We start from the raw sequence: 21840 nt of genomic DNA, 5'->3' as shown, positions 1-21840 counted from the left end.
CCGCCGTGCGCCTGCTCAGAAAGCCGAGGCGATGCAAATCACCATCACGGGTCGCAAGGTTCAGGTTCCCGACGATGTACGGGCTGCGGTAGAGCGGAAGATCGGAGCACTGGATCGATTCGTCGCTGGGCTGGATCGTGCTGAAGTGGTATTCCGTGAGGAGAAGAATCCGCGCATCGCTGAGCGGGAGCAGGTGGAGGTGACGCTGCTCGGTCACGGTCACCATGTGCGCGCCTCGGTCGCTGGTGTCGATCAGCACCAGGCGGTCGATCTCGCGGTGGGCAAGCTCGGCAAACAGCTGCGCAAGCTCAAGACCCGCGTCGTGCGACGGCACCGTCCCAATCTGCACCGCGACGAGACCCATCATCCGCTCGCCCGGCTCGAAAACGACCTCGTCAACGGTGCTGCGGCGCCCGAGGCGGCGCCACGGCCTGATGATCCCGAGTGGGTGCCCCGCATCGTCCGCCGCAAGTCGTTCGACTTGGAGCTGATGGATCCCGCCGAAGCCGTGACCCGCATGCAGCTGCTGGATCACGATTTCTTCCTCTTTGTGAACGCGGAGACTGGCAAGCCCGGTGTGGTGTATCTGCGCTCAGATGGCGACGCGGGCCTCATCGAGATCGACGACTGAGAGCCGGGCTGCGACAGAAAACTCTCGGCTCTGGTGTCGGGGGGCAGCGGTAGCCTGCGCTTGTGGCTCTGTTTCAGCGCGTGCTCCGTGCCGGGGAAGGCAAGAAACTGCGCCTGTTGGAGCAGTTGGTCCCCGAGATCAACGCCGTCGAGCCGGAAGCTGAGCGCCTCTCCGACGACGGGCTGAGGGCTCGCACGGGCGAGTTTCGAGCTGAACTCGAACGCGGCGCCGATCTCAACGACATCTTGGTGGATGCCTTCGCGGTCACCCGCGAGGCGGCGCGACGGGTCATCGGTCAGCGCCACTACGACGTGCAGCTCATCGGCGGCGCGGCACTGCACTTCGGCTGGGTGGCCGAGATGCGCACCGGTGAGGGCAAGACGCTCGTGTCGACCTTGCCGGTGTATCTCAATGCGCTTGCCGGCAAGGGCGTCCACATCGTCACTGTCAACGACTACCTGGCCGCCCGCGACGCCGAGTGGATGGGGCGCATCCACCGCTTCCTGGGTCTCGATGTGGGGCTCGTGGTGCCTGGTCCCTACGACGCTGCGCACAAGCGTTGCCAGTACGACGCAGACATCACCTACGGCACCAACAACGAGTTCGGATTCGACTACCTGCGCGACAACATGGCTCCCTCACGGGACGCCCAGGTCCAGCGAGGGCACAACTACTGCATCGTGGACGAGGTCGACTCGATCCTCATCGACGAAGCCCGCACACCGCTCATCATCAGCGGCCGGGTTGCCGACGCCGCCAAGCTGTATCAGCAGTTCGCACGGATCGCTTCGACGATGACGCGCGACGTCGACTACGAAGTCGAGGAAGATAAGCGCAACGTCGCCGTGCTCGAGCCGGGCATATCCAAGGTCGAGCGGGCGCTCAACATCGACAACCTCTACGACGAGGTCTCGGCCAACCTCGTCCACCAGATGAACGCGGCGCTGCGGGCCAAGGAGCTCTACCGCCGCGACAAGGACTATGTCGTCTCGCACGGCGAGGTCAAGATCGTCGACGAGTTCACCGGCCGCATCCTCGAAGGGCGCCGCTGGAGCGAGGGTCTCCACCAGGCGGTCGAGGCCAAGGAGGGGGTGGCGATCAAGGAGGAGAATCAGACGCTCGCCACCATCACGCTGCAGAACTACTTCCGCCTCTACGACAAGCTCGCCGGGATGACCGGCACCGCCACCACCGAGGCCGCGGAGTTCAATGGCACGTACGGGCTTGACGTGGTGCCGGTGCCAACCCACCTGCCCGTGGCGCGAGACGACCAAGGCGACCTCATTTACAAGACCGAAGCGGCCAAGCTCGAGGCCGTCGTCGACGATATTTCCGAGCGGATCGGCACTGGCCAGCCGACGTTGGTCGGCACCGTCAGCGTCGAGAATTCCGAGAAGCTGTCAGCCGCGCTGGAGCGCCGAGGCATCGACCACAACGTGCTCAACGCCAAAGAGCACACGCGCGAGGCCGAGATCATCGCGCAAGCCGGCCGGTTGGGCTCGGTCACCGTGGCCACCAACATGGCCGGCCGCGGCGTCGACATCCTGCTCGGCGGCAACCCCGAGGGGATGGCGCGCCGCGACCTGCTGCGCGAGAAGCTCGATCCCGACGATCCAGCCAACGCAGCAGATCTCGCGGCGCGCGCGGCGCGCTACGAGCCCGAGTGCAAGGTCGAGGGAGACGCCGTGCGCAAGCTGGGCGGCCTCTACGTGCTGGGCACCGAGCGTCACGAGTCGCGACGCATCGACAACCAGCTTCGTGGCCGTTCGGGCCGCCAGGGCGATCCAGGGGCGAGCCGCTTCTACCTCTCGCTGGAAGACGACCTGATGCGCCTGTTCGCGACAGGCGCCGTGAATTGGGTGATGGATCGCACGCTGCCCGATGATGTGCCGCTCGAGGCGAAAATGGTCACCAAGGCCATCGAGCGGGCGCAGAACACCGTCGAGCAGAAGAACGCCGAGGTTCGCAAGAACGTTCTCAAGTACGACGAGGTGATGAACGAGCAGCGCAAGGTCATCTATACGCGGCGGGAGCAGATCCTCGGCGGCGACGACCTGCGCACCGAATCGCTCGGGTATCTGCGAGATGCCGCCGAGGCAGCGGTGCTGGATCACTGTGCGAGCGAGGTCCCTGCCGAATGGGACATCGACGGGCTGCTGGCCACCATCGGCACCTATTGGCCCACCGAGCTCACGTCCGCTGAGCTCTCAGGCGATCAGCTATCGCGCCGGCGCGACTGGAACGTCGACGACGCGGTCGAGTTGGTGTGCGCCGACGGTGAGCACCACTACGAGGCGCGTGAGGCCGAAATCGGGCCCGAAGCGATGCGCGAGGTGGAGCGCCAAGTGATGCTGCGTCTCATCGACCAGCGCTGGCGGGAGCATCTCGCCGACATGGATCATCTTCGCGAGGGCATCCACCTGCGCGGCATCGGCCAGAAGGACCCCGTCGCGGAATGGCAGCGCGAGGGCTTCGACATGTTCGGTGCAATGCTCGAACGTGTCTACCGCGACTTCGTGACCTACGTGATGCACGTGCAGATTGCGCCATCGCCAGTTGACGGTGCAGCAGCTTCCGGGGCGGCGTCGCCGACGGCCGGACCTTCGGCTTCGACACCAGCAGGCGGCGCAAGCCGGACAACCGACGTGCAGTACACGGCACCAGACCTCACTCCTTCGACGGTTGGAGCCGGCAACGGTGCATCCGAAGCCGGTCCCGCACCGTCGGCGCCACGGGGCCCCAGCGGTCCGTCGCAGTCACGACGGATTGCCGCTGCGTCGGCTGGCACCGTGGTCAAAACAGCCCAGGAAAAGCTGGGCCGCAACGATCCCTGCCATTGCGGATCGGGCCGCAAATTCAAGCACTGCCACGGCCGCTAAGAGGCTGAGCCGTCACGATGAGCCGAACCTTGAGCGACCTCGCCGACGCGTTGGCCGACCTCGATCGGCGCGTGGCCGAGGCACATCAATACCTGCGGATCGACGAGGCGCGCACCGTGGCAGACGGACTGGAGACTGAAGCCTCCGAGCCGTCGCTGTGGGACGACCCCGACCGCGCCCGCGCGGTCACGACTCGCCTGTCGCGTGTTCGCGACGACATCGAGCGATGGGAACGGGCGCGAGCAGACGTCGAAGACGCTGCAGCGCTGGTCGAGCTGGCAACCGAGGAGGACGACGCCGACCTGCTCCCCGAAATCGACGAGGTCGTCGAAGCGGTCGAGCGCCGGCTTGCTGACATCGAGCTGATGGCACTGTTCAGCGGCGAGCACGATGACAACGACGCGGTGTGCGAGATCAACTCGGGTGCCGGGGGCACCGACGCGTGCGACTGGGCCGAGATGCTGCTGCGCATGTACCAGCGCTGGGCCGAACGCAACGACTTCAGCGTCGAGCTGACCGAGGCCACCGACGGGGGAGAGGCCGGCATCAGCTCCGCAACCTTTCTCGTCAGGGGGCGGCATGCCTTCGGATTCCTCGCGGCCGAACGGGGTGTTCACCGATTGGTGCGCATCTCGCCATTCGATGCGCAGTCCCGTCGGCACACGGCGTTTGCCTCCCTGAAGGTCGTTCCGTTCTTCGACGAGGTCTCCGACGAGGTGCCGATCGACGAGAGCGAGTTGCGCATCGACACGTACCGCTCGTCGGGGGCGGGTGGTCAGCACGTGAACGTCACCGATTCCGCCGTGCGCATCACGCACCTGCCGACGGGCATCGTCGTGGCGTGCCAGAACGAGCGCAGCCAGCACCAGAACAAGGATCGGGCCATGCAGATGCTGGCAGCGAGACTCGCCGACCTGCAGCGGACCGAACGCGAGGCCGAGGTAGCCGCGCTGGCCGGTGAGCAGCGCGACGTGGCGTGGGGCAGCCAGATCCGTTCCTACGTGCTGCACCCGTACCAGCAGGTCAAGGACCTGAGAACTGGATTGGAAATCGGCAACGTGGATGCTGTGCTTGACGGTGAGCTGAACGGTCTGATGGAGGCGTGCCTGCGCTGGCAGCGCTCTCAGCGGGGAGCGGACTGAGTACTCGGGGTGCCTGAGTTTCGGCGGATTGCTGGCGTACCGTTGGATTCAGCTTGTTCTCACACGGCCCTGCTGAAATTCGACTCGCCGGCATCCAGTGCAGCGATGCCGGCGGGCACAAACCGGCTGCACTACCTGAGGGCGCGCATGATTCGCTTCGACAACGTCACGAAGATCTACAAGGGCGAGACGCGGGCGGTCAACGCCGTGACGCTCAACATCGAAAAGGGCGAGTTCGTTTTCCTCGTAGGGCCGTCGGGCTCGGGCAAGTCCACGATGCTGCGCCTGATGACGTGTGAGGAGAAGGTCACCGACGGCGACATTCACGTGGCAGGCAAAGACTTGTCCAAGCTGAACAGCTGGCGCGTGCCCTTCCTGCGACGAAACATCGGCTCGGTCTTCCAGGACTTCAAGCTGCTGCCGAACAAGACCGTCTACCAGAACGTGGCCTTCGCCCTCGAAGTCATCGGTCGTCCCGAAAATGTCATCCGCACGCAAGTCCCCGCCATCTTGGAGCTGGTCGGCCTCGAGGATAAGCACCGGCGCTTTCCCCATGAGCTCTCGGGTGGCGAGCAGCAGCGGGTCAGCGTTGCCCGGGCGTTTGTGAACCGGCCGCTCATCTTGCTGGCCGACGAGCCCACCGGAAACCTCGACCCTGACACCTCAGAGGAACTTACGTCGCTGCTGGACCGAATCAATCGCACCGGCACCACCGTGGTCATGGCCACGCATGATCAGGCGATTGTGAACCGCATGCGGCGCCGGGTGGTGGCGCTGCGGCACGGCGAACTTGTGCGTGATGAGCAGCGTGGCGCCTACGGCGCCGAGACCGCGCCTGCGAAGGCTGCCGCGCTCGAGGCAGCCGATGGGGACAATTCGTGAGCCGCATCCGCTACTTCGCGCGGGAGACCTGGACCAACATCCGGCGCAATCTCACGCTGACGTTCGCCGCGATTCTCACCGTGGCTGTTGGTGTGATGTTGGTCGGCATGGGGCTGATGGCGGGCTATGCCAGCGGCAACGCGCTTGACCGCTGGGAGGGCGGCGTCCAATTCGAGGTGTTTCTGAACCCCCAGATCGATCCCAGCCAGATCGATGCGCTCGGCATCGAGCTGCAGAGTCATCCCGAGATCGACCGCATCGAGTTCTTCAGCTCTGAAGAGGCCTACGCGCTGGTATCCCAGCAGATGGCCGACCAGCCCGAGCTGCTCGCTCAGGTGTCGCCTGAGGCGTTGCCCGCGTCGTACCGCGTCGTGCCCCGCTCGGTCGAGTCGGAGCTGATCGAGTCGCTGGCTGCACAATTCCGCCAGCGGCCCGGCGTGATGTCGGTCCAGACCGGTCGAGAAGAGGTGGACGCCATCCGGACCTGGTTCACCTCGTTCCAGGGCATCGTTCTGCTGCTGTCGATCGTGCTGTCTGGGGCCAGCGTCATGCTCATCTTCAACTCGATCCGCGTGGCGATGTTCGCCCGGCGGCGCGAGATCGAGGTCATGAAGCTGGTCGGCGCCACGAACAGCTTCATCCGTTTCCCGTTCATGCTCGAGGGCATGCTGCATGGACTCATCGGAGGCATCATCGGCGCGATTGCTGCGGGCGCGCTGCGAGGCCATGTCGAGGGACTGTTCTCGCGTTCGGAGATCTTGGCGTTCTTCCGGTCGTTCGTGGTCACGTCCAGTCAGTTCACGACCGTGGTGTTCGTCACCGTGATCGCCGGCGTCGTCGTCGGGATTCTCGGCTCAGCGTTCGCAGCAAGTCGCTTCCTCGACGTGTAGAAAAGCCGCCTACACCGCCGCCCGCCTCGTAGGGCGGCAGCTAGGACAGGGGGCGAAGTGCCGGAGTTCGAGACGATCCTGTACGAAGTTGACGACCACGTTGCGACCATCACGCTCAATCGCCCGGAGCGGTTGAATGCGTTTAACGGCCAGATGCTTCGTGACGTGATGGACGCCATCGACCTAGTCGATGCCGACGACGACGTGCGCGCTGTGATCTTCACCGGCGAGGGTCGCGGGTATTGCGCTGGGGCGGACCTCAGCGGCGGTTCCAGCACCTTCGACATCGAGAGCCAGACCGACGAGCAGAAGGCCGTGCGGGCGTCCGAACGCAGTTCCGGCGGCGACATGGAATGGATGCGCGACGGCGGGGGGCTGCTGACGCTGCGCCTGTATGAGTGCAACAAGCCGCTGATCGCTGCGATCAACGGGCCTGCAGTCGGTGTGGGCGTCACGATGACGCTGCCGATGGACATCCGGCTGGCGTCCACGAAAGCCCGCATCGGCTTCGTGTTCGCCCGGCGGGGACTGGTGCCCGAGGCCTGTTCGTCGTATTTCTTGCCACGCGTGGTCGGGCTGTCGAAAGCGCTGGAGTGGTGCTTCAGCGGCCGCGTCTTCGATGCCAACGAGGCTCTCGAAGGCGGCCTGGTGCGCAGCCTGCACGAACCTGACGATCTGCTGCCCGCGGCCCGGGCGATTGCGGCCGAGATCGCTGAGAACACCTCAGCGGTTTCCGTGTCCGTGATTCGCCACATGCTGTGGCGGATGCAGGCCGCCGATCACCCGATGGAGGCTCACAAGATCGACTCGCGGGGGATCTACCACCTCGGGCGCGGCGCCGACGCGCATGAAGGCGTGACCTCGTTCCTCGAGAAGCGACCGCCGGAATTCACGCTGCGCCCGACCCAGGACCTGCCCGACTACTTCCCGTGGTGGGACGAGCCCGAATTCAGCTAGCGGAGGCTGAGCCGCAGGCGAAGCCGTGGCTCGAGCGGCCCGTGAGCGCAGCGAACAAGAGCGGGCAACAACTGGGGACGGGTGCAGATTGTTCAAATCCACGCGTCGCCGCCCGGAGGGGGGTCGTCTCCCCAGCCGGTAAGTGCGATGCCGGCGACGCAGGCGGCGACGGCGAGCCCGAAGGCGGGACCGAAGCTGTCGAACCAGTCTGCTGTTGCGCCGCCGAGCGGCGGCCCCGCCGCCAGGCCGAGGCCGAACACGATCGTGGCGACCCCGTAGGCGGCACCGAATTCGTCGCCCGAGAGGTTGTCGCTGACCCGGGCTGCGATCGAGGTGATGATGCCGGTGAACGCCGTGCCGAAGATGAACGCCGAGGCCCACGCCAGTGCCTGCCCGCCCAATGCGAGCAGGGGATATGCCGTCATGAACACGACGGAGATCAACGACACCGCGAACCCGATGGTGGCGGTGCGCCGCCTGCCGAGATGGTCGGCTGAGCGCCCGAAGATCGGACCGCCGGCGATGCTGCCGATGCCGATTGACGAGAAGGCAATCGCAGCGTCCCGAGCTTCGAAGAGATCCGCGTAGCCCTCGAGGTGGTCCACGATCAACGTGAGCACCGTCGTGACCACGAAGGCGTGCAGCGTGTAGGCGGTGATCAGCCGCCCGGCTTGGGGCACTTTGGCGAGTGCAGCGCGAGCGCCGCCGAATCCCGTGCGACCAGGTGTGCGTGACCATCTGCGCACAGCGACGGCGAGGGCGACCAAGACTGCTGCGCCAATGATGAACTCAATCCGGTACACGTTGCGCACATGGCTGAGATCCGCCGCGGCGGGCACAGCCGCCCCAGGTTCAGCGCTGTCGGGACGGCTCAGAAGTCCGTCGATGGCGGCTGCCGCGACCATGCCGCTGCCGACGCCGCCCGTCATCCAGCCGGCCGCAGCACCTCGGCGCTCGGGCCCGAGCAGCTCGGCGGCGAGCCCGGGGGTTCCTACCCACACGCCGGCCGCGCAGAAGCCCGTCAGCGCCAGCGCGAAGGCAGCGACACCCACGTTCGGGCTCCATGCCAGCAGGGCCAAGCCGGCTACGTTCCCGGCGACGCCGATGCGCACAGCGCCGCTCAGGCCGGTGCGTCCCACGGTCAGCGCCACGACCAGCGAGCCCACGACATACAGCAGCAGATTCAGCGAGCCGAGTGCGCCGGCGACCGTGTTGGACAAGCTGAACCCGTCTCGCAGGTCGGCGAAGAGCAGCGAGTAGGTAAAGCGACCGAATGACTGCGACACTCCCGCTGCCGCTGCCAGCGTCAGCAGGGTGACGATCCGTCGCGCGCGACTGAATGAGTCTGCATGGGTCGCAGAGGTCATGACGATCTCGTTCGCGGGCTCATGGCGCTCGGCTGGCCGAGTCTCGCTCGCGGGGATGCGAGCGACCTAGTCGTGCGGCCAAGTGACGGCGGGAACCGGGGGCCGCTGGCGGTAGATCGTCTCTGTCGTGATCACCCGGCGGGGCGAGCGCTGCATGTCCGCGAACTTCGCGACGTCGGCGCGGATGACCTCCCGGTCGTGGTCGTCGCCGAAGAACCGCTCGCGCATGTCCTCCTGCGAGGCGAACGAGACCAAGGCGAAGCCGTCATAGGACGGCCCGTTGAGCGTGGCGACGACGCTGAGCTGGGTGTAGTCCCACATGCCGGGGTGATGCCTCAACGCCAGCGGGGCGTGGGTGTCGCGCCAGTGTCTGTCACCCTGGGCGTGGGTCAAGTCGGGGTGATGGACCATCGGGAAGATGGCGGTCAAACCCGGTGACGGCGCGCCGGGGTCGGCCCCCAGGGGGCGCTCGCGGATGATGCGTGAGAACGCCAGGTAGGTACCCACTGTGCCGGCGCGGGTGAGCGCGTCGGCGGAGTCGGTCATGGCGCGCACCAGCGTGCGAAACGGCAGTTCGCGGCGGTCGTCGGGGTCGGCCGCGTAGCACACGCCGCCGACGCTGGCCGCTACTTCCGCAGCGGCCTCCGGATCGTTCCCCGTGACGACGAGCTCGTGCATGCCTGAAACCTAGTGCTGGCCTTCGGGCACCGCCGAGACCGGCTGCTGGCCTCGAGTGGTGCCCTGCGGGTCGATCCCGGGGGCAGGATGGAGGCGTGCTCGAAATGGACGAGGCGCCCTTCGCCGAATTGGTGGAGCAGGCGCTAGAGGAGATTCCCGACTCGCTGCGCTCGTTGATGGACAACGTCGCCATCTTCGTGGAGGACAGGGGCGACGAACCGGACCTGCTTGGCGTTTACGAGGGAATCCCGCTGACCGAGCGCCACGACTACGGCGGGCTGGTGATGCCCGACAGCATCATCATCTACCGGCTGCCAATCCTGGAAATGTGCGAGACGCCCGACGATGTCGTCGAAGAAGTGCTGGTGACGGTCGTGCACGAGATAGCGCACCACTTCGGCATCGACGACGACCGCCTGCACGAGCTCGGCTGGGACTGAGTTCGACGGCCTCGCGCTCTCAGACGCGGGCCAGCAGTCACACCCGGCCGAGGCCGAGGTCCAACCGGCCGCGTGCAACGTTGGTGGCGAGTACCTCGGTGGGTCCCTCCGCGAGCCGCAGCGCCCGCACTCGTCGCAGGATGTCGGCGAGCGGATGGCCCTCAACCAACGCCGTTCCACCGACGAGCTGCACTGCGTCGTCACAGATCCGGCTCAACGTCTCGGTTGCCAGCGACTTGGCGGCCATCACCTCGTTGACGGCGTTCTCGCCGGCGTCGAGCAGGCGCGCTGTGCGGTAGAGCGCGCTTCGAGCTGCGTAGGCGGCGATCCGCATGTTGCCGAGCGACACCCGCTCAAGGTCGGTTCCGGGGGGTGCTGGGCCGTCGGCATCGCCCCGGCGGTTTGCTCGCTCGACGAGCGACTGCTCCACAAGATCGATGGCGAACCGGCACTGGCCGATGCAGTCGGCTGCAATAGCCATCCGGGTGGCGCTGATCTGACTGAGCGCCCGTCGCAGGCCGCGCCCTGCCTCGCCGATGACGTGGGCGGCTGGTACTCGAACGTCGGCGAACGTGAACACGGCGTGGTGGCTGCCGTCGAGCGTGCCGAATCGCCTCTCGAGCGTCACGCCAGCCAGAGCGGTCTCGATGAGCACCATCGCCGGGCCGATCTGGTCGACCTCGACCAGCGCGTTGATGAAATCGGCATCGGCACCGCCGGTGACATACGACTTCTGTCCGTTGATCACCAGTTCGTCCCCGTCGCGCACTGCCCAGGTGTGCCGTGGCGCATCGGCGGGCTCGGTGAAACCGAAGCCGCCGCGCATCTCTCCGGCCAGGTACGGCAACAGAAACTGCGAGCGCAGTGGTTCGTCGACGTTGGCGAGCACTCCTGGTGAGGGGCCGAAGATTCCCTGGAAGTGGCCCGCATTGCGGCTGCCGAGCGTGTCACGCACGATGGCCAGCGCCAGCGAACCGGCTTCGCTGCCGCCGAGGGCTCTCGGCTGGGTCATGCCGAACACACCTGCCGCTCGCGAGGCCTGCCGGATCGCTGCCGCGAGATCTCCTGGCGCCTGCTGATCGACCAGCGCTGCAATCTCGCTGGCAAGGCGCTCGGCGTTGCGCAGCACCTCGGTGTGCTCGGCGTCGAGGAAGTCAGGCATGACCGGCGAGGGTTTCCGCGCTCAGCCCAGGTTGCGGGCGAAGAGATCAGCGAGCCGTTCGTAGTGCAGTTCGGCGCCCTCGGGCGAGAAGCAGTAGCGCTCGGGAAAGACGAAGCCATGCTCCGTGCCGGGATAGGTCTCCACGGTGTGTCGTACGCCGGTCGTGGGCAGGTGAGCCTTCAGCGCTGCTGTTTCCTCGTCGCTGACGTAGATGTCGTTTTCGGCAATGCCGAAGTACAGCTCGCCCGACACGTCTGCGAGTCTGTGGTGCGGCGAGTCATCTTCATCGGTCACGATGCCTGCGCCGTACAGCGACGCAGCGGCGGCGAAACGATCCGGGTAGGCGCTCGCGGCCGCCATCACGAGTCGCCCGCCCATGCAGTAGCCGACACCGCCGACCTGGTCGGCGTCGATGCCCTCGCGAGATTCCAGCCAATCGAGCATGACGCCGGTGTCGGCGATGATGCGGGGATTGGTGATGTTGCCCGCCAGGCCCATCATGAATTCGCGCACGGGCAGATAGTCGTCGTCGCCGAGCCGGTTGGCGTCGATGTCGACGTGTCGCGCCAGCCGGTAGAAGGAATTCGGCAGAACGACGGCATAGCCCATGGCGGCGATGCGTCCCGCGATGTCAACCAGCTCGGGCCGGATGCCCGACGCGGGCATGTACACGATCACAGCCCGCAGCTGCCCATCACGCCCGGGCGTGATCACGTGGCAGTTCATGGTGCCGTCGGCCGTGGTCAGATCGACCTCCGCGACCGTGGTGGTGTAGCGCTGCTTCGACATTTTGCTCATCCTCTAGGCGGTTTGGGCGTGGACCAGTGGGAAACCCATCAACTCCTCATAGAAGCGGTGCGTCGCCTCCAAGTCCTTGGTTGCGTATGCGACGTGGTGAAGTCCCATGGCTGCTCTGGTGTCCCTTGCCGTCGTTCGCTTGGCGGTTGCCAGTCTCGCAATTTGCGGGCTGTCTGTGTGCAGGCCTGCTTGATCGGCGACTGCGGCCGCCTCAGGCTGTCACATCCCGACTGACAGCTGTGGCCGCTGCGGAGGAGGCAGGGCCTCTGCGCTCGTGCTCTTAGCGGAGCGGGAACGTCGCGACGTCGGCGTACTCGCCCCACGGTGTTGACTCCACCAAGCTGATGTGCGATACGTCGAACGCGTCGTTCAGCTGCGGCCAGTCCGCCGACGGCTGCCGCCTACGGAATCGGGCCACCGTCATGTGGCCGACGAAGGGACGGTCGGGGAGCGGATCGCCGACGAAGCGCGTGGCTTCGCCGACGGAAGCCGCCAGTTCGTCGACTCCTTCGGCGGGCAGCATGAGCACGTCTCGACCGAGTCGCTGCGGGGATGGGCCCAGCGTCACGCGAGCGTTGGGAAACGAGCCGGACGTCAGCGCGCTGAGGACCTCGTCCTGATCGCATTCGCCGAGGAATCGCAGTGTGATGTGCAGCCGGCGGGCTTTCGTCCAGCTGACACCTGGTGCGGCTTGTCGCGGCAGTTGCGCCAAGTCCTCCACGACAGAATCGGGTGGCCACACAGCGACGAACAGACGCGGCACGGCGTGAAGCTAATGGCCAGTCGGGGCATCGAAGTCCATGCCGAGGCGGATTACGCTCGCCACCGTGGGCCGATTCCTGCAGCGTTCGACGGTGCTCTTCGCCTGCTGTCTCGCCAGTGCAGGTCTTGTGGCCAGTTGCAGCAGTGACAGCGACGAGACGCCGCAGACGCTGGTCCAGGACGCGGCGACAACCACCGTCGCGATCATGCCGACGACGGATGCCACGACCAACGATGCGGCTCGTAGCTCGCAAGACGATCGTGACGACGACAACCGCGACGGTGCAGTCGACAACCGTGAGCTGGGCGAAGTCGATGGGGACGATCGTCACCCCGACGATCACGATGACGACGGTGTAGATGAGAGCCGCGACGGCGATGGTGGCGACGACCGTGAATCCGGCGATGACAGTGACGACGGCGACGACAGCGACAGCGAGTCGGGCGGCAAGGACGAAGGTCGGGACGACGACGACAGCGACAGCGAGGGCCAGTCGGGTCGCGGGGACGAAAGCCGGGACGACGACAGCGACGACGACAGCGACAGCGAGGGCCAGTCGGGTGGCGGGGACGAAAGCCGGGACGACGACAGCGACGACGACAGCGACGACGATGCCGGCGACGGCCACGAATCGGGCGATGGTGACGACGATGACGACAGCGACGACGACGACGGCGAATCAGGCGATGACGGCGAGAGTGGCCAAGTAGAGGAAGCCGACCAGGAGAATGACGAGTCCGGCGACGACGAAGCCACCAAGGATGAAGAAGGCACCGCCACGCAAGTCGAGCCGACCGAAGATCGCCCCCGGGTGCTGGCGCTGGCCGTCCCCCAGCTGAACGGAGCGACCCTCGATGTCGGCGCGTTGGCCGGCAGGGATGTGCTGCTGTGGTTCTGGGCGCCGTGGTGACCGACGTGCCAGCGGGAAGCGCCTGCGGTCGCAGCGCTGAAGACACAGCATGGAGACAACCTGGTGCTCATCGGCATTCCCGGGCGTGACTCCCAGTCCGCAATGAACGGATTCGTGAGCACCTACGGGGTCGGCAACATGCCGCACCTGCCCGATGAGCAGGGCGATCTGTGGACGAGGTATGGCGTCAGCTACCAGCCTCGCTGGCTGCTGATCCGCACCGACGGCACCGAACAAGCCGGCGGTGGCGAAATTCCCGCTTCAGTCGTGACCGACGCCCTCACCCCCGGTTGATGCGGGCGTGGGCTGGTCGCACTCGGCATTGGTGAGCAGTTCCCTCAGGAGCGCCGGGGGGTCGTCTGCCACTACCAGAGCTTCCCCGACTAGGGCGGCGTCGTAGCCGGCCTGGGCAATTGCGCTCATCGGTGTCCCGCCTTGGACGCCGATGCCAGAAGCTGCCACGACCAAGATCTCTCGGTCGATCCTGGTGAACCTGTCGAAGTAGCGGCTGACCCGCACCGCCTTTTCGTAGTCGACGGTGAACTTGGTCGACTCGGGGTTGTCACGCTGGTTGATCGCGATCATGTAGGCGCCGAGGTCGATGGCCGCCTCGAACTCAGCTTCGTCTCGGACCTCGGTCAGCACATCCACGCCGAGCGACAGCGCCAGTTCCTGCATGGGCGGCAGCCGTGCCGGGTCGATGTCGGCCAGGATGACGAGCATCGCATCGGCACCCATCTCGTGACTGTCGCGCACGTCGTCGAGCGTGCGCAGAAAGTCCTTGCGAAGCACGGGCAGACCGGTCACCGCCTTCGCAGCCTGCAGGTCTTCAGGCGAGCCGCCGAATCGCTCGCGCTCGGTCAACACCGACAGGCACGCCGCCCCGCCCGACTTGTACTCCGATGCGAGATCCGCCGCGTCAGCATCGGCTCGCAACGCCCCCCGCGAAGGCGACCGCCGCTTGATCTCGGCGATGACTGAGAGCCCCTCTTCCCGCAATGCGTCAGCGAATCGATGCCCGACCGCGACCGAGCCGGTGTTGGTGTCGTCGACAGCCGGATTGTCAGCAGCCATAGGAACGAACACCCTCCACGAGTCGATGGCGTCGGCTTGGTTGGTTCGAGACTCTACGGGTCCCACACAGACCTAGACGAAGAGTTCCAAGCAGTCGGTGTTGGTCTGGGGCAAGCAAGCCGCCAAGTCAGGTTTGCTGCCGAGTCGTGAGCAGGTCGGAGCGGTCACCGGCGCCGATCCGCCCCAGCGGCTGGTAGCGGAAAATGATTGGTTTCATGAAAGAAATAGAAATACATTGACATATCATGAACGATGATCTCATGAATGACGACGGCGGTGAGATCCAGCGACGCCAACTCCGTGCGGCCGGGGTGCTGGTGGCGTCCGATGCCCGTCTGCGGCCGACCACCACGATGGTCGCCGATGATGAGGCCGGCGACACGGTCGCAGTCGCCACAGTGCTGCTCGACGTGACCCGCCCAGATTGCATCGACCGGGTAGTGACCTGGCTGCGAGACACCGCAACCCTGCTCGAGACCATCCGTGAACTCGAACGCTGAGCATGATCGAGCCGTGTGGCGCGGTGCCCGAGTCTCGCAAGGCACGACTGCGGGATGTGCGATGGCAGCGGAATCTGGTCGGGTGCTCGTGACCGGAAACATCGGCGCCAACTGCCTGTGGCCAGGGACGTAGGAATGGTATTACCGAGTTATACTCCGCGTATGAAGGTCGCTGTCTCCATTGTGGACGATGTGTTCCAAGCCGCTGAGGAGCTGGCTGCACGTGAGCAGTGCTCACGCTCGAGCCTGTACACGCGTGCGCTCAGACTGTTGCTGGCCGACATTCAGCGTGACGAAATCACCGAACGGCTGAACGATGTGTACAGCGCAGAGTCCTCCGAGCTTGACCCAGTGCTGCGCGCGTTGCAGGCGCGTGCATTGTCGGGGGATGCTTGATGCGTCGCGGCGACATTCGCTGGGCAGATCTCGGTGAGCCCCTTGGGTCCGAACCCGGTTTCTCTCGACCGGTGGTCGTCGTCTCCGATGACAACTTCAATCGCAGTCAAATCGCAACCGTCATTTGCGTCGCCATCACGAGCAATCTTCGGCTTGCTGCCGCACCTGGCAACGTGGAATTACCTGCCGACGGGTCGGGTCTGGCTCACGACTCCGTTGTCAACGTCTCCCAAGTGACCACTATCGACAAGACGGCGCTGTCTGAGCCGATCGGTGACGTCGATGCCGACACTATGGAACGCATCGAACAGGGCCTCTTGCTGGCCCTCGGCCTGTCTTCCCCACTGCGGCGCTGGTGACTACCGCGTCCGAGTTGGGCGCGGATGGGCAGGTCAGGGGGCGGGGTAGCGTCGCTTTGGTGCTGAGGGATCTGGGGGAGCTGCCTCGTACGGTGTGGCCGAGAGCCGTGGTGTACGGCGCCGTTGCCGCTGTGTTGATCGGCGTCCCCTCAGATGTGATCGACACGCCGATCTTCGGCAGGCCTGTCGAGACGGGGTGGCTCGACTACGTGATCCTCGTGGTGACGTCGGCTTTCATCGGCTTGATCTTTGCGATCCGCCCAGCCGCGGGCAATGACGCAGTGACCGAAGCGGCGGTGGAACGCCAGGGCACCTCCACCATCTGGGGCGGGTTCGTGTCGTTCCTCGCCGTGGGCTGTCCGGTGTGCAACCAAGCCGTCGTTGCGCTCGTGGGAATCTCGGGGGCGCTGTCGTGGTGGGCGCCAGTGCAGCCCGTCGTGGGGCTGGCCGCCCTTGCGCTCCTCGTGTGGACGCTGCGCAAGCGGCTGCGCACGTATCAGGCCGCCGCCTGCCCGCTTCCCACGTCGTAGACGAGGCCTGCGCCGTAGTCGAGCGTCGAGCGCCCGGTCGGTCAGTCGGGTGGTGCAAGCTCAGCCCGAATCCTGTGCCGGGTGATCCACAGTCGCAGGAGGATGAGCGCCGCGAGCAGGAACGCCGTGCCTCCGTAGACCACGATCGGGACCGCCTCCACGAGCACCCCGTAGTAACCCCACAAGATGCCCTCGCCTGCGGTGAGCACCCACGTCAGCGGGGCCACGCCGACCGGCGCATACATACGCCACGCGGCATACACCGACGGCCCGAGGTAGAGACCGTTTGACAATCCGAGCACCGTGCCTAGGTCATTCCAGCCGGCGACACGCTGCAAGACCACGCAAGCCACGCCCACGGCGATGCCGGAAATCACCGCTAGGCGTACGTCGGCGCCGTTGCGCCACAGCAGGTACAGAACCACTCCGAAGCTGATGACCGCCGCGAGGATTGCGGGGATCGTGACCCAGAATTCCTCGGCGATCACGTACGCGATCCAGCCGATGTTGATCACCATGCCGATCGCTGCCCAAGAGGGCGAGGTGCCTTCGGTTCGCTTCAGGCGCAAGAGCCGCACCACCTGCGGCACCACTTGCACAAACGTCACTGCGGTGGCCACGCCGGCGACCAGCACAGCGAACTGATCCTGCGTCATCGACGTTCTCGCAGCCGACGCCGGCTCGACGCCGGTCGGCGTTCGCCATCGTGGTCGGCCGTGTGTGCCCTCGCCATCTTGCGAGTCTCGCACCCGACGCCGGTATCCAGACCACGCCCCGAACGTGCATCCGGGAGTGATTGCATGTTGCATAGTCACTTGTGATCGACGACGACAACGAGCTGAAGACCCGGCGGCGCACGCTGACCGGCGTCGCAGCGGTCGCTCTCATGTCGCTCATCGCGGCCGTCGCACAGTCCTTCGGCCGGTTCACCTACGGGGTGCTGCTCCCCGCTGTCCGCGACGACCTCGGTTTGTCGAACACCGTCGCCGGCTCGCTCGCAACCGTGAATATGGCGGCGTACTTGGCAGGCAGCCTGGTCGTCGCGGCGGCGTCGAGCCGTTTCCGGCTGCTTGGGGTGATGCGAGTAGGCGTGGTGCTCGCAGTCATCGGCCAGGCGCTGGCCGCGATCGCCCCGGGCCCGCTGGTGCTGGGGGTCGCTCTGGCGACCATGGGCATGGGCGGAGCGCTCGCGTGGATCCCCGCCCCCGTGGTGACGGCTGATGCGCTCGCGCCCGACAAGCGAGCTTTCGCGGTGGCTGCGCTCGGCGCAGGCATGGGGCTCGGCGTCGTGTTCGGCGGCCAGCTCTCGGGCTTCGTCCGCTCGACGATGGGCGATGCGTCCTGGCGGAACGTGTACCTCATCCAGCTGCTCATCGGTGCCGCCATCGCGGCCGCAGTTCTGCTGTTCATCGGGCATCGCCAAGAGCGCTTGGCGTCGGGGACTGGCATCGGCGGGTTCTCCACGCTGAGGCGCCTGCCTGGATGGGTGCCCTTGGTAGGCGCGTTCACGACGTTCGGGCTGCTGTATCTGCTGGTCATCGCCTTCTTGACGACTCGGCTGGAAGACGACAGCGGCTGGACGAGCTCACGAGCTTCGCTGGCCTTCACGCTCGTCGGCATGGCGATGATCTTCGGTGGGCCGCTATTCATCGCTCTGTCCGAGCGCATCGGCACACGCGCCACGCTGGTGATCTCATTCGCGGGCTGGTCGATCGTGACCACGCTGGTCCTGCCGGGCTGGTTTGTGCCGACGCTGGTGTTGTGCGTGATGATCGGGCTGCTGTTCTCAGCCATGCCGACGGTGCTGACCGTGTACGTCGTCCAGAACACCACCACCGACAACTATGGACCGGCGTTCGCCGCCACGACGTTCTGCTTCGGCATGGCCCAGATGATCTCGCCGCAGCTCGGCGGCTTCGTGGCCGACGCCGCGGGCTCGTTCACGATTGTGTTCTTGCTGTCGGCAGCGCTGGGCGTGGTCGGCATGTTCGCGTCGCTTGGACTGCCGCGCCGGTCGAGCCCCGGATTCCCGCCGGTGCCGGTGGCCCCTTCTCTGCTCGACTGGCGAAAGATCGACATGACCTACGACGTCGTCCCAGTGGAGCGCGCTGCGACTCACTGAAGGGTTGAGCCCTTGCCTGTGCGCAGGCGGCCGTGCGGGCGGCGTTGCTGCTGTGAGCAAAGCGCAATACACCCCGAAGCGAGAGCGGTACTGTTTGGCGTGTGACGTCACAGCCCGAAACGGCCACTGTGGCCGAACTCAAAGAAATTCTCTCCGACCCAGCCGGCCGCATTGAGCTCCACGAGTTCATCGACGAGGAAACGCTGCGAACTATCGACGCCATTGGGAGCGCCGACTGCGAGGGGTACGACGAATGCATACGGGCATACGAGCACGCTTCGGGCGAGCTGATCAGGCTGCTCGTCACCGGTGCCTACTTCTCCAACTGCGCCGACCATGACAAGGCCTGGGCGCACGCCGTGCGACTGCTGGCCAATCGGATTCCGTACACGAGTTCTGCCGACGGGCCCGCCATCAACCTGCAGCACCACGTCACGCTGCTGGCGATCTACGCCGTCGCGTTCGGCGCCGCTGCTGCAGACCGGATCGACCCCATCGCGAGGATCATCGGGACGGTGCGAGCCGAGGAGGACGGCAGGGTCGGCCGAGTCACCTACCTGGTCAACTGTGATCGGCTCAAGCGTCCCGACGAAGCGCCGATCCAGGCCTCGCTGCGTTTGTGGATGACACTGCGCTCGATCACCGACGAGTTCATCCCCAAGACCACCGAGGATGCCCTGTTCGACGCTGCGCTCGACGAGATCGAGTACTTGCTTGGCGTGACCCACGGCCGGGACGCGGCGGAGGGGACCGGCCCCGTGGGTTATGGAGCGATTCAAGTGCTCGCCACTCGTATTGCGCCTGATCGTCTCGTGCGGCGCAATCTCGATCTGCTGATTGCCCACGACGCCTTCCAGAGCGCAGACGAGTTTTACATCTGCCGCGAGCGCTACAACAAGAGGTACGCCGCGGAAGCCCGAGTCTGACGGCGATGCCGATGATCCAAGGGGACGGCGTTCGGCTGTACGCGGAGGAGGCCGGTTCTGGGCATCCCATTGTGTGGCTGCACGAGTTTGCAGCCGACTACCGCACGTGGGAGGCCCAGGTTCGGAGGTTCGGCCGCAGCCATCGATGCATCACCTACAACGCCCGCGGCTATCCGCCTTCTGAAGTTCCGCAGAACGATGCGGACTACACGTTCGAGCGCGAGCGGGAAGACCTGGGGGCAGTGCTCGACAGCTTCGGGATCGAGCGCGCCCATGTCGTCGGTCTCAGCATGGGCGCCTACACCGGGCTGATGTTCGCGCTGCGGCATCCGGAGCGGGTCACGTCCCTGCTGTTTGCCAGTGGCGGGTCCGGAGCATTCGGCGACACCCGCAAAGCGTTCTTGGGCGAGGTTCGCGCCGCCGCTGAGTCGATAATCGAGCACGGAATGGAGGCTGCGGCGGACGGAATCGCTGTCGGCGCTACCCGCGTCCAGCTCCAGAACAAGGACCCGAGGGGCTGGGAGGAGTTCAAGCAGTATCTGTCAGAGCACTCGGCTGTCGGCTCGGGGCTGACGATGCGCAACTTCCAGGCCGGGCGCCCTTCGCTGTATGACTTCGAAGCCGAGCTGAGCCAGCTCGACGTCCCCGTGCTGCTGGCCGTCGGCGACGAGGACGACCCGGTCATCGAGACCAACGTCTTCCTCAAGAGAGTCCTTCCACGGGCAGGCCTGTGGATCGCCCCACGCACCGGCCATGGAATCAACCTCGAAGAGCCCGCTGCGTTCAACCAGATGGCGGCAGATTTCTTTAGCGCAGTCGAAGCCGGTCAGTGGACCCGCCGCGACCCACGCGCCGCTCCGGCCAACCCCACACTCGGCGGTGCTCAACCCCAGTCGTAGTCGGAGCCAAGGACCTCGCAACCGGCTCAGTCCCAGTCGGCGACGCAGTCGCCGCCGGGACTGTCAAGAAGTTTGTGTAAATGGCGTGGTCTGAGGGTCCGCAGCGTTGGGCTGTGGGCCGGGAAGTATCATGTCTGTGACTGATCAGAATATGTCGGCTGTGCCGGCGGGAGAGGCCGTCGGCGATGGTTGCCACATCTGACGGGCGAGCGTCAGTCGGCGGTCCACACACGCGAGACAGGCAAGGCCATCAGTCGTTCGTCGAGCCGATAGGCGCGCGCGCCGGTATGCAGGACGATGCCGCATACGAAGTCGTCGGGGGCTTTGTTGCGGAGCCAGCGGAGGTGACGTGCATCGGGGATGTCCACATGGGAGGCGGACTTCACCTCGATGGCCACGAAGCGGCCGTCGGCGGCCTCTGCGACAACGTCGATCTCGGGGCCTCCGCGTTCGCGTAGATGGTGCAGCCGGATATCGCCGTCGAGCCATGTGGTCTGGCGGTGCAGTTCGTTCACGACGAACGATTCCAGCAGGTGGCCCCGAGCCGGATCGGTGGGCCGTGCCAAGGACTGCGGGTTCTTACCGAGTAAGTGCGCAGCAAGGCCGCTGTCGGCGATGTGCACTTTGGGGCGGCGGACGATCTTGCTCGACAGGTTGCGCGACCAAGCTGGCACCAGCAGCACTAGGTAGGTCATCTGCAGATAGCCGAGATACGCCTCCAGCGTGCTTCGGCTGCCGAGATCGATGGCTCGATGAAGGTTCGCGAAGACCATCTCGCCCGACGTCCGAGCCGCGAGCAACGCCAGCAGCCTTGGCAGCTCGCGTACGCGGCGAGCGCCCGACAGGTCCTTGATGTCACGTTGAGTGACTGTGCGTACGTAGTCGCGAAACCACGCGCTGCGAGCGCGTGGCGGCATCGAAGCGGCTTCGGGAAAGCCGCCTGCGCAGATTCGTTCGAGATAGGCGGCGAGGTCCACGCCCGATGGCTTGTCGTCGAGCAGGCGCTCATGGTCGTCGAAGGCTGCACCGAGGAGGTTGTCATCGGTTCCGTGCAGCTCGCCTTGTGTGAAAGGCCAGAGCTCGAGAAATGTCGCCCTCCCTGCAAGCGATTCGGAGATTGTGGGCACGGTCAGGAAGTCCGCAGAGCCGTTCAGCAGGTACTGCCCGCGGCTGCTGTCGTCGTCCACGACTGTCTTGATGGCGCGGACCAACGGCTCGCCGGCTCGCTGGACCTCATCGAACGAACGCGGTGTCTCGCCGAATTCGGCAAATGCTGTCGGATCTGCCAACGCTGCCCGAAGCGTCGCCTCATGATCGAGACGCGCGAAGGTTCCCCTTCCGCTGAGCGTATGCCGCACCAGCGTGGTCTTGCCCGCTTGACGGGGACCGGTGATCACCGCGACCCTGAAACTCGCCAGTGCTTCGCGAACCAACGGTTCGAGACGTCTCGGAATCTCCTCCACTCTGGCCCACTCTCGCTTCTACTGAACAAAACGTCGTCTATCTGTTGAACGTTTCGTCCGCACGCTACTGGC

General features: G+C 65.7%; 25 protein-coding genes. 16 read left to right on the top strand and 9 right to left on the bottom strand.

The features are described from left to right. The first annotated feature begins 31 nt into the window (after positions 1-31). From hpf to ACOOF5_RS01985, 6 genes are all read left to right on the top strand, one after another. Complete coding sequence (gene hpf, locus ACOOF5_RS02010) at positions 32-631, top strand: ribosome hibernation-promoting factor, HPF/YfiA family (RefSeq protein WP_420436070.1); 600 nt, start codon at positions 32-34, stop codon at positions 629-631. Between the two features lie 62 nt (positions 632-693). Beyond that, entirely contained in the window at positions 694-3510 is a 2817-nt protein-coding gene (secA, locus tag ACOOF5_RS02005; RefSeq protein ID WP_420436068.1) for a preprotein translocase subunit SecA, read from the top strand. 29 nt (positions 3511-3539) lie between these two features. Further along, positions 3540-4652, top strand: a complete 1113-nt coding sequence (prfB, locus tag ACOOF5_RS02000; RefSeq protein ID WP_420436321.1) for a peptide chain release factor 2 — start codon at positions 3540-3542, stop codon at positions 4650-4652. A gap of 147 nt (positions 4653-4799) precedes the next feature. Next, positions 4800-5534, top strand: a complete 735-nt coding sequence (gene ftsE / locus ACOOF5_RS01995) for a cell division ATP-binding protein FtsE (protein ID WP_420436319.1) — start codon at positions 4800-4802, stop codon at positions 5532-5534. Next, a complete protein-coding gene (locus ACOOF5_RS01990) occupies positions 5531-6424 on the top strand; it encodes a cell division protein FtsX (RefSeq protein ID WP_420436066.1) in 894 nt (297 codons plus the stop codon). The genes ftsE and ACOOF5_RS01990 overlap by 4 nt, the downstream gene beginning before the upstream one ends. 57 nt (positions 6425-6481) lie before the next feature. Then, complete coding sequence (locus ACOOF5_RS01985) at positions 6482-7381, top strand: crotonase/enoyl-CoA hydratase family protein (protein WP_420436064.1); 900 nt, start codon at positions 6482-6484, stop codon at positions 7379-7381. Between the two features lie 92 nt (positions 7382-7473). Here the strand turns inward: ACOOF5_RS01985 and ACOOF5_RS01980 are convergent, their stop codons facing one another. Both ACOOF5_RS01980 and ACOOF5_RS01975 read right to left on the bottom strand, forming a co-directional pair. Beyond that, on the bottom strand, positions 7474-8748 hold the full coding sequence (locus ACOOF5_RS01980) for an MFS transporter (RefSeq protein WP_420436062.1): 1275 nt from the start codon (positions 8746-8748) through the stop codon (positions 7474-7476). A 66-nt stretch (positions 8749-8814) separates the two neighbouring features. After that, positions 8815-9426 carry an EthD domain-containing protein gene (locus ACOOF5_RS01975; RefSeq protein WP_420436060.1) on the bottom strand — a complete coding sequence of 204 codons (612 nt, stop codon included), beginning with the start codon at positions 9424-9426 and terminating at the stop codon, positions 8815-8817. A 95-nt stretch (positions 9427-9521) separates the two neighbouring features. Between ACOOF5_RS01975 and ACOOF5_RS01970 the strand changes: the two genes are divergently transcribed. Beyond that, positions 9522-9866: a metallopeptidase family protein gene (locus ACOOF5_RS01970; RefSeq protein WP_420436058.1), complete on the top strand. Its 345-nt coding sequence runs from the start codon at positions 9522-9524 to the stop codon at positions 9864-9866. 37 nt (positions 9867-9903) lie between these two features. On the opposite strand, the gene ACOOF5_RS01965 is transcribed toward ACOOF5_RS01970, so the two are convergent. From ACOOF5_RS01965 to ACOOF5_RS01950, 4 genes are all read right to left on the bottom strand, one after another. Then, positions 9904-11028 carry an acyl-CoA dehydrogenase family protein gene (locus ACOOF5_RS01965; RefSeq protein ID WP_420436056.1) on the bottom strand — a complete coding sequence of 375 codons (1125 nt, stop codon included), beginning with the start codon at positions 11026-11028 and terminating at the stop codon, positions 9904-9906. A 21-nt stretch (positions 11029-11049) separates the two neighbouring features. Continuing rightward, complete coding sequence (locus ACOOF5_RS01960; RefSeq protein WP_420436054.1) at positions 11050-11817, bottom strand: dienelactone hydrolase family protein; 768 nt, start codon at positions 11815-11817, stop codon at positions 11050-11052. 12 nt (positions 11818-11829) lie between these two features. After that, positions 11830-11934, bottom strand: coding sequence for a VOC family protein (locus ACOOF5_RS01955; protein WP_420436052.1), 105 nt, complete (start codon positions 11932-11934; stop codon positions 11830-11832). Between the two features lie 172 nt (positions 11935-12106). Next, positions 12107-12589 (bottom strand): 2'-5' RNA ligase family protein, encoded by a 483-nt coding sequence (locus ACOOF5_RS01950; protein WP_420436050.1) that lies wholly within the window; start codon positions 12587-12589, stop codon positions 12107-12109. Positions 12590-12626: 37 nt separating this feature from the next. Here ACOOF5_RS01950 and ACOOF5_RS01945 point away from each other — a divergent pair, with 37 nt between their 5' ends. Together ACOOF5_RS01945 and ACOOF5_RS01940 are read left to right on the top strand one after the other, a co-directional pair. Further along, positions 12627-13499 (top strand): hypothetical protein, encoded by an 873-nt coding sequence (locus ACOOF5_RS01945; protein ID WP_420436048.1) that lies wholly within the window; start codon positions 12627-12629, stop codon positions 13497-13499. Between the two features lie 114 nt (positions 13500-13613). After that, positions 13614-13793, top strand: a complete 180-nt coding sequence (locus ACOOF5_RS01940) for a hypothetical protein (protein WP_420436046.1) — start codon at positions 13614-13616, stop codon at positions 13791-13793. On the opposite strand, the gene ACOOF5_RS01935 is transcribed toward ACOOF5_RS01940, so the two are convergent. Beyond that, complete coding sequence (locus ACOOF5_RS01935; RefSeq protein WP_420436044.1) at positions 13761-14573, bottom strand: indole-3-glycerol-phosphate synthase; 813 nt, start codon at positions 14571-14573, stop codon at positions 13761-13763. The genes ACOOF5_RS01940 and ACOOF5_RS01935 overlap by 33 nt on opposite strands. A 245-nt stretch (positions 14574-14818) precedes the next feature. Here ACOOF5_RS01935 and ACOOF5_RS01930 point away from each other — a divergent pair, with 245 nt between their 5' ends. From ACOOF5_RS01930 to ACOOF5_RS01915, 4 genes are all read left to right on the top strand, one after another. After that, positions 14819-15073: a hypothetical protein gene (locus ACOOF5_RS01930; RefSeq protein ID WP_420436042.1), complete on the top strand. Its 255-nt coding sequence runs from the start codon at positions 14819-14821 to the stop codon at positions 15071-15073. A gap of 162 nt (positions 15074-15235) precedes the next feature. After that, a complete protein-coding gene (locus tag ACOOF5_RS01925) occupies positions 15236-15469 on the top strand; it encodes a hypothetical protein (RefSeq protein ID WP_420436040.1) in 234 nt (77 codons plus the stop codon). Then, positions 15469-15828: a type II toxin-antitoxin system PemK/MazF family toxin gene (locus tag ACOOF5_RS01920; RefSeq protein WP_420436038.1), complete on the top strand. Its 360-nt coding sequence runs from the start codon at positions 15469-15471 to the stop codon at positions 15826-15828. The genes ACOOF5_RS01925 and ACOOF5_RS01920 overlap by 1 nt, the downstream gene beginning before the upstream one ends. A gap of 59 nt (positions 15829-15887) precedes the next feature. Further along, positions 15888-16358 (top strand): hypothetical protein, encoded by a 471-nt coding sequence (locus ACOOF5_RS01915; protein WP_420436036.1) that lies wholly within the window; start codon positions 15888-15890, stop codon positions 16356-16358. 41 nt (positions 16359-16399) lie between these two features. Here the strand turns inward: ACOOF5_RS01915 and ACOOF5_RS01910 are convergent, their stop codons facing one another. Next, positions 16400-17014 carry a PQ-loop domain-containing transporter gene (locus ACOOF5_RS01910; RefSeq protein WP_420436034.1) on the bottom strand — a complete coding sequence of 205 codons (615 nt, stop codon included), beginning with the start codon at positions 17012-17014 and terminating at the stop codon, positions 16400-16402. 161 nt (positions 17015-17175) lie between these two features. Here ACOOF5_RS01910 and ACOOF5_RS01905 point away from each other — a divergent pair, with 161 nt between their 5' ends. From ACOOF5_RS01905 to ACOOF5_RS01895, 3 genes are all read left to right on the top strand, one after another. Beyond that, positions 17176-18480: an MFS transporter gene (locus ACOOF5_RS01905; protein WP_420436032.1), complete on the top strand. Its 1305-nt coding sequence runs from the start codon at positions 17176-17178 to the stop codon at positions 18478-18480. A gap of 101 nt (positions 18481-18581) precedes the next feature. Beyond that, positions 18582-19406, top strand: coding sequence for a hypothetical protein (locus tag ACOOF5_RS01900; RefSeq protein ID WP_420436030.1), 825 nt, complete (start codon positions 18582-18584; stop codon positions 19404-19406). Between the two features lie 5 nt (positions 19407-19411). Continuing rightward, on the top strand, positions 19412-20305 hold the full coding sequence (locus ACOOF5_RS01895; RefSeq protein WP_420436028.1) for an alpha/beta fold hydrolase: 894 nt from the start codon (positions 19412-19414) through the stop codon (positions 20303-20305). A 212-nt stretch (positions 20306-20517) separates the two neighbouring features. Here ACOOF5_RS01895 and ACOOF5_RS01890 read toward each other — a convergent pair whose 3' ends face one another. Next, positions 20518-21768: an ATP-binding protein gene (locus ACOOF5_RS01890; RefSeq protein ID WP_420436026.1), complete on the bottom strand. Its 1251-nt coding sequence runs from the start codon at positions 21766-21768 to the stop codon at positions 20518-20520. Positions 21769-21840 lie beyond the last annotated feature (72 nt).

Source organism: Candidatus Poriferisodalis sp., assembly GCF_965214215.1.
Taxonomy (GTDB): domain Bacteria; phylum Actinomycetota; class Acidimicrobiia; order Acidimicrobiales; family Poriferisodalaceae; genus Poriferisodalis.
This window is presented reverse-complemented; position numbering and strand designations above follow the sequence as displayed.

What these genes read in the sequence shown, in the direction of transcription:
- hpf (WP_420436070.1), top strand. Translation starts at nt 32, where the DNA reads ATGCAAATCACCATCACGGGTCGCAAGGTTCAGGTTCCCGACGATGTA.
- ftsE (WP_420436319.1), top strand. Translation starts at nt 4,800, where the DNA reads ATGATTCGCTTCGACAACGTCACGAAGATCTACAAGGGCGAGACGCGG.
- ACOOF5_RS01980 (WP_420436062.1), bottom strand. Translation starts at nt 8,748, where the DNA reads ATGACCTCTGCGACCCATGCAGACTCATTCAGTCGCGCGCGACGGATC.
- ACOOF5_RS01975 (WP_420436060.1), bottom strand. Translation starts at nt 9,426, where the DNA reads ATGCACGAGCTCGTCGTCACGGGGAACGATCCGGAGGCCGCTGCGGAA.
- ACOOF5_RS01965 (WP_420436056.1), bottom strand. Translation starts at nt 11,028, where the DNA reads ATGCCTGACTTCCTCGACGCCGAGCACACCGAGGTGCTGCGCAACGCC.
- ACOOF5_RS01960 (WP_420436054.1), bottom strand. Translation starts at nt 11,817, where the DNA reads ATGTCGAAGCAGCGCTACACCACCACGGTCGCGGAGGTCGATCTGACC.
- ACOOF5_RS01955 (WP_420436052.1), bottom strand. Translation starts at nt 11,934, where the DNA reads ATGGGACTTCACCACGTCGCATACGCAACCAAGGACTTGGAGGCGACG.
- ACOOF5_RS01945 (WP_420436048.1), top strand. Translation starts at nt 12,627, where the DNA reads ATGCCGAGGCGGATTACGCTCGCCACCGTGGGCCGATTCCTGCAGCGT.
- ACOOF5_RS01935 (WP_420436044.1), bottom strand. Translation starts at nt 14,573, where the DNA reads ATGGCTGCTGACAATCCGGCTGTCGACGACACCAACACCGGCTCGGTC.
- ACOOF5_RS01930 (WP_420436042.1), top strand. Translation starts at nt 14,819, where the DNA reads ATGAACGATGATCTCATGAATGACGACGGCGGTGAGATCCAGCGACGC.
- ACOOF5_RS01925 (WP_420436040.1), top strand. Translation starts at nt 15,236, where the DNA reads ATGAAGGTCGCTGTCTCCATTGTGGACGATGTGTTCCAAGCCGCTGAG.
- ACOOF5_RS01920 (WP_420436038.1), top strand. Translation starts at nt 15,469, where the DNA reads ATGCGTCGCGGCGACATTCGCTGGGCAGATCTCGGTGAGCCCCTTGGG.
- ACOOF5_RS01910 (WP_420436034.1), bottom strand. Translation starts at nt 17,014, where the DNA reads ATGACGCAGGATCAGTTCGCTGTGCTGGTCGCCGGCGTGGCCACCGCA.
- ACOOF5_RS01895 (WP_420436028.1), top strand. Translation starts at nt 19,412, where the DNA reads ATGCCGATGATCCAAGGGGACGGCGTTCGGCTGTACGCGGAGGAGGCC.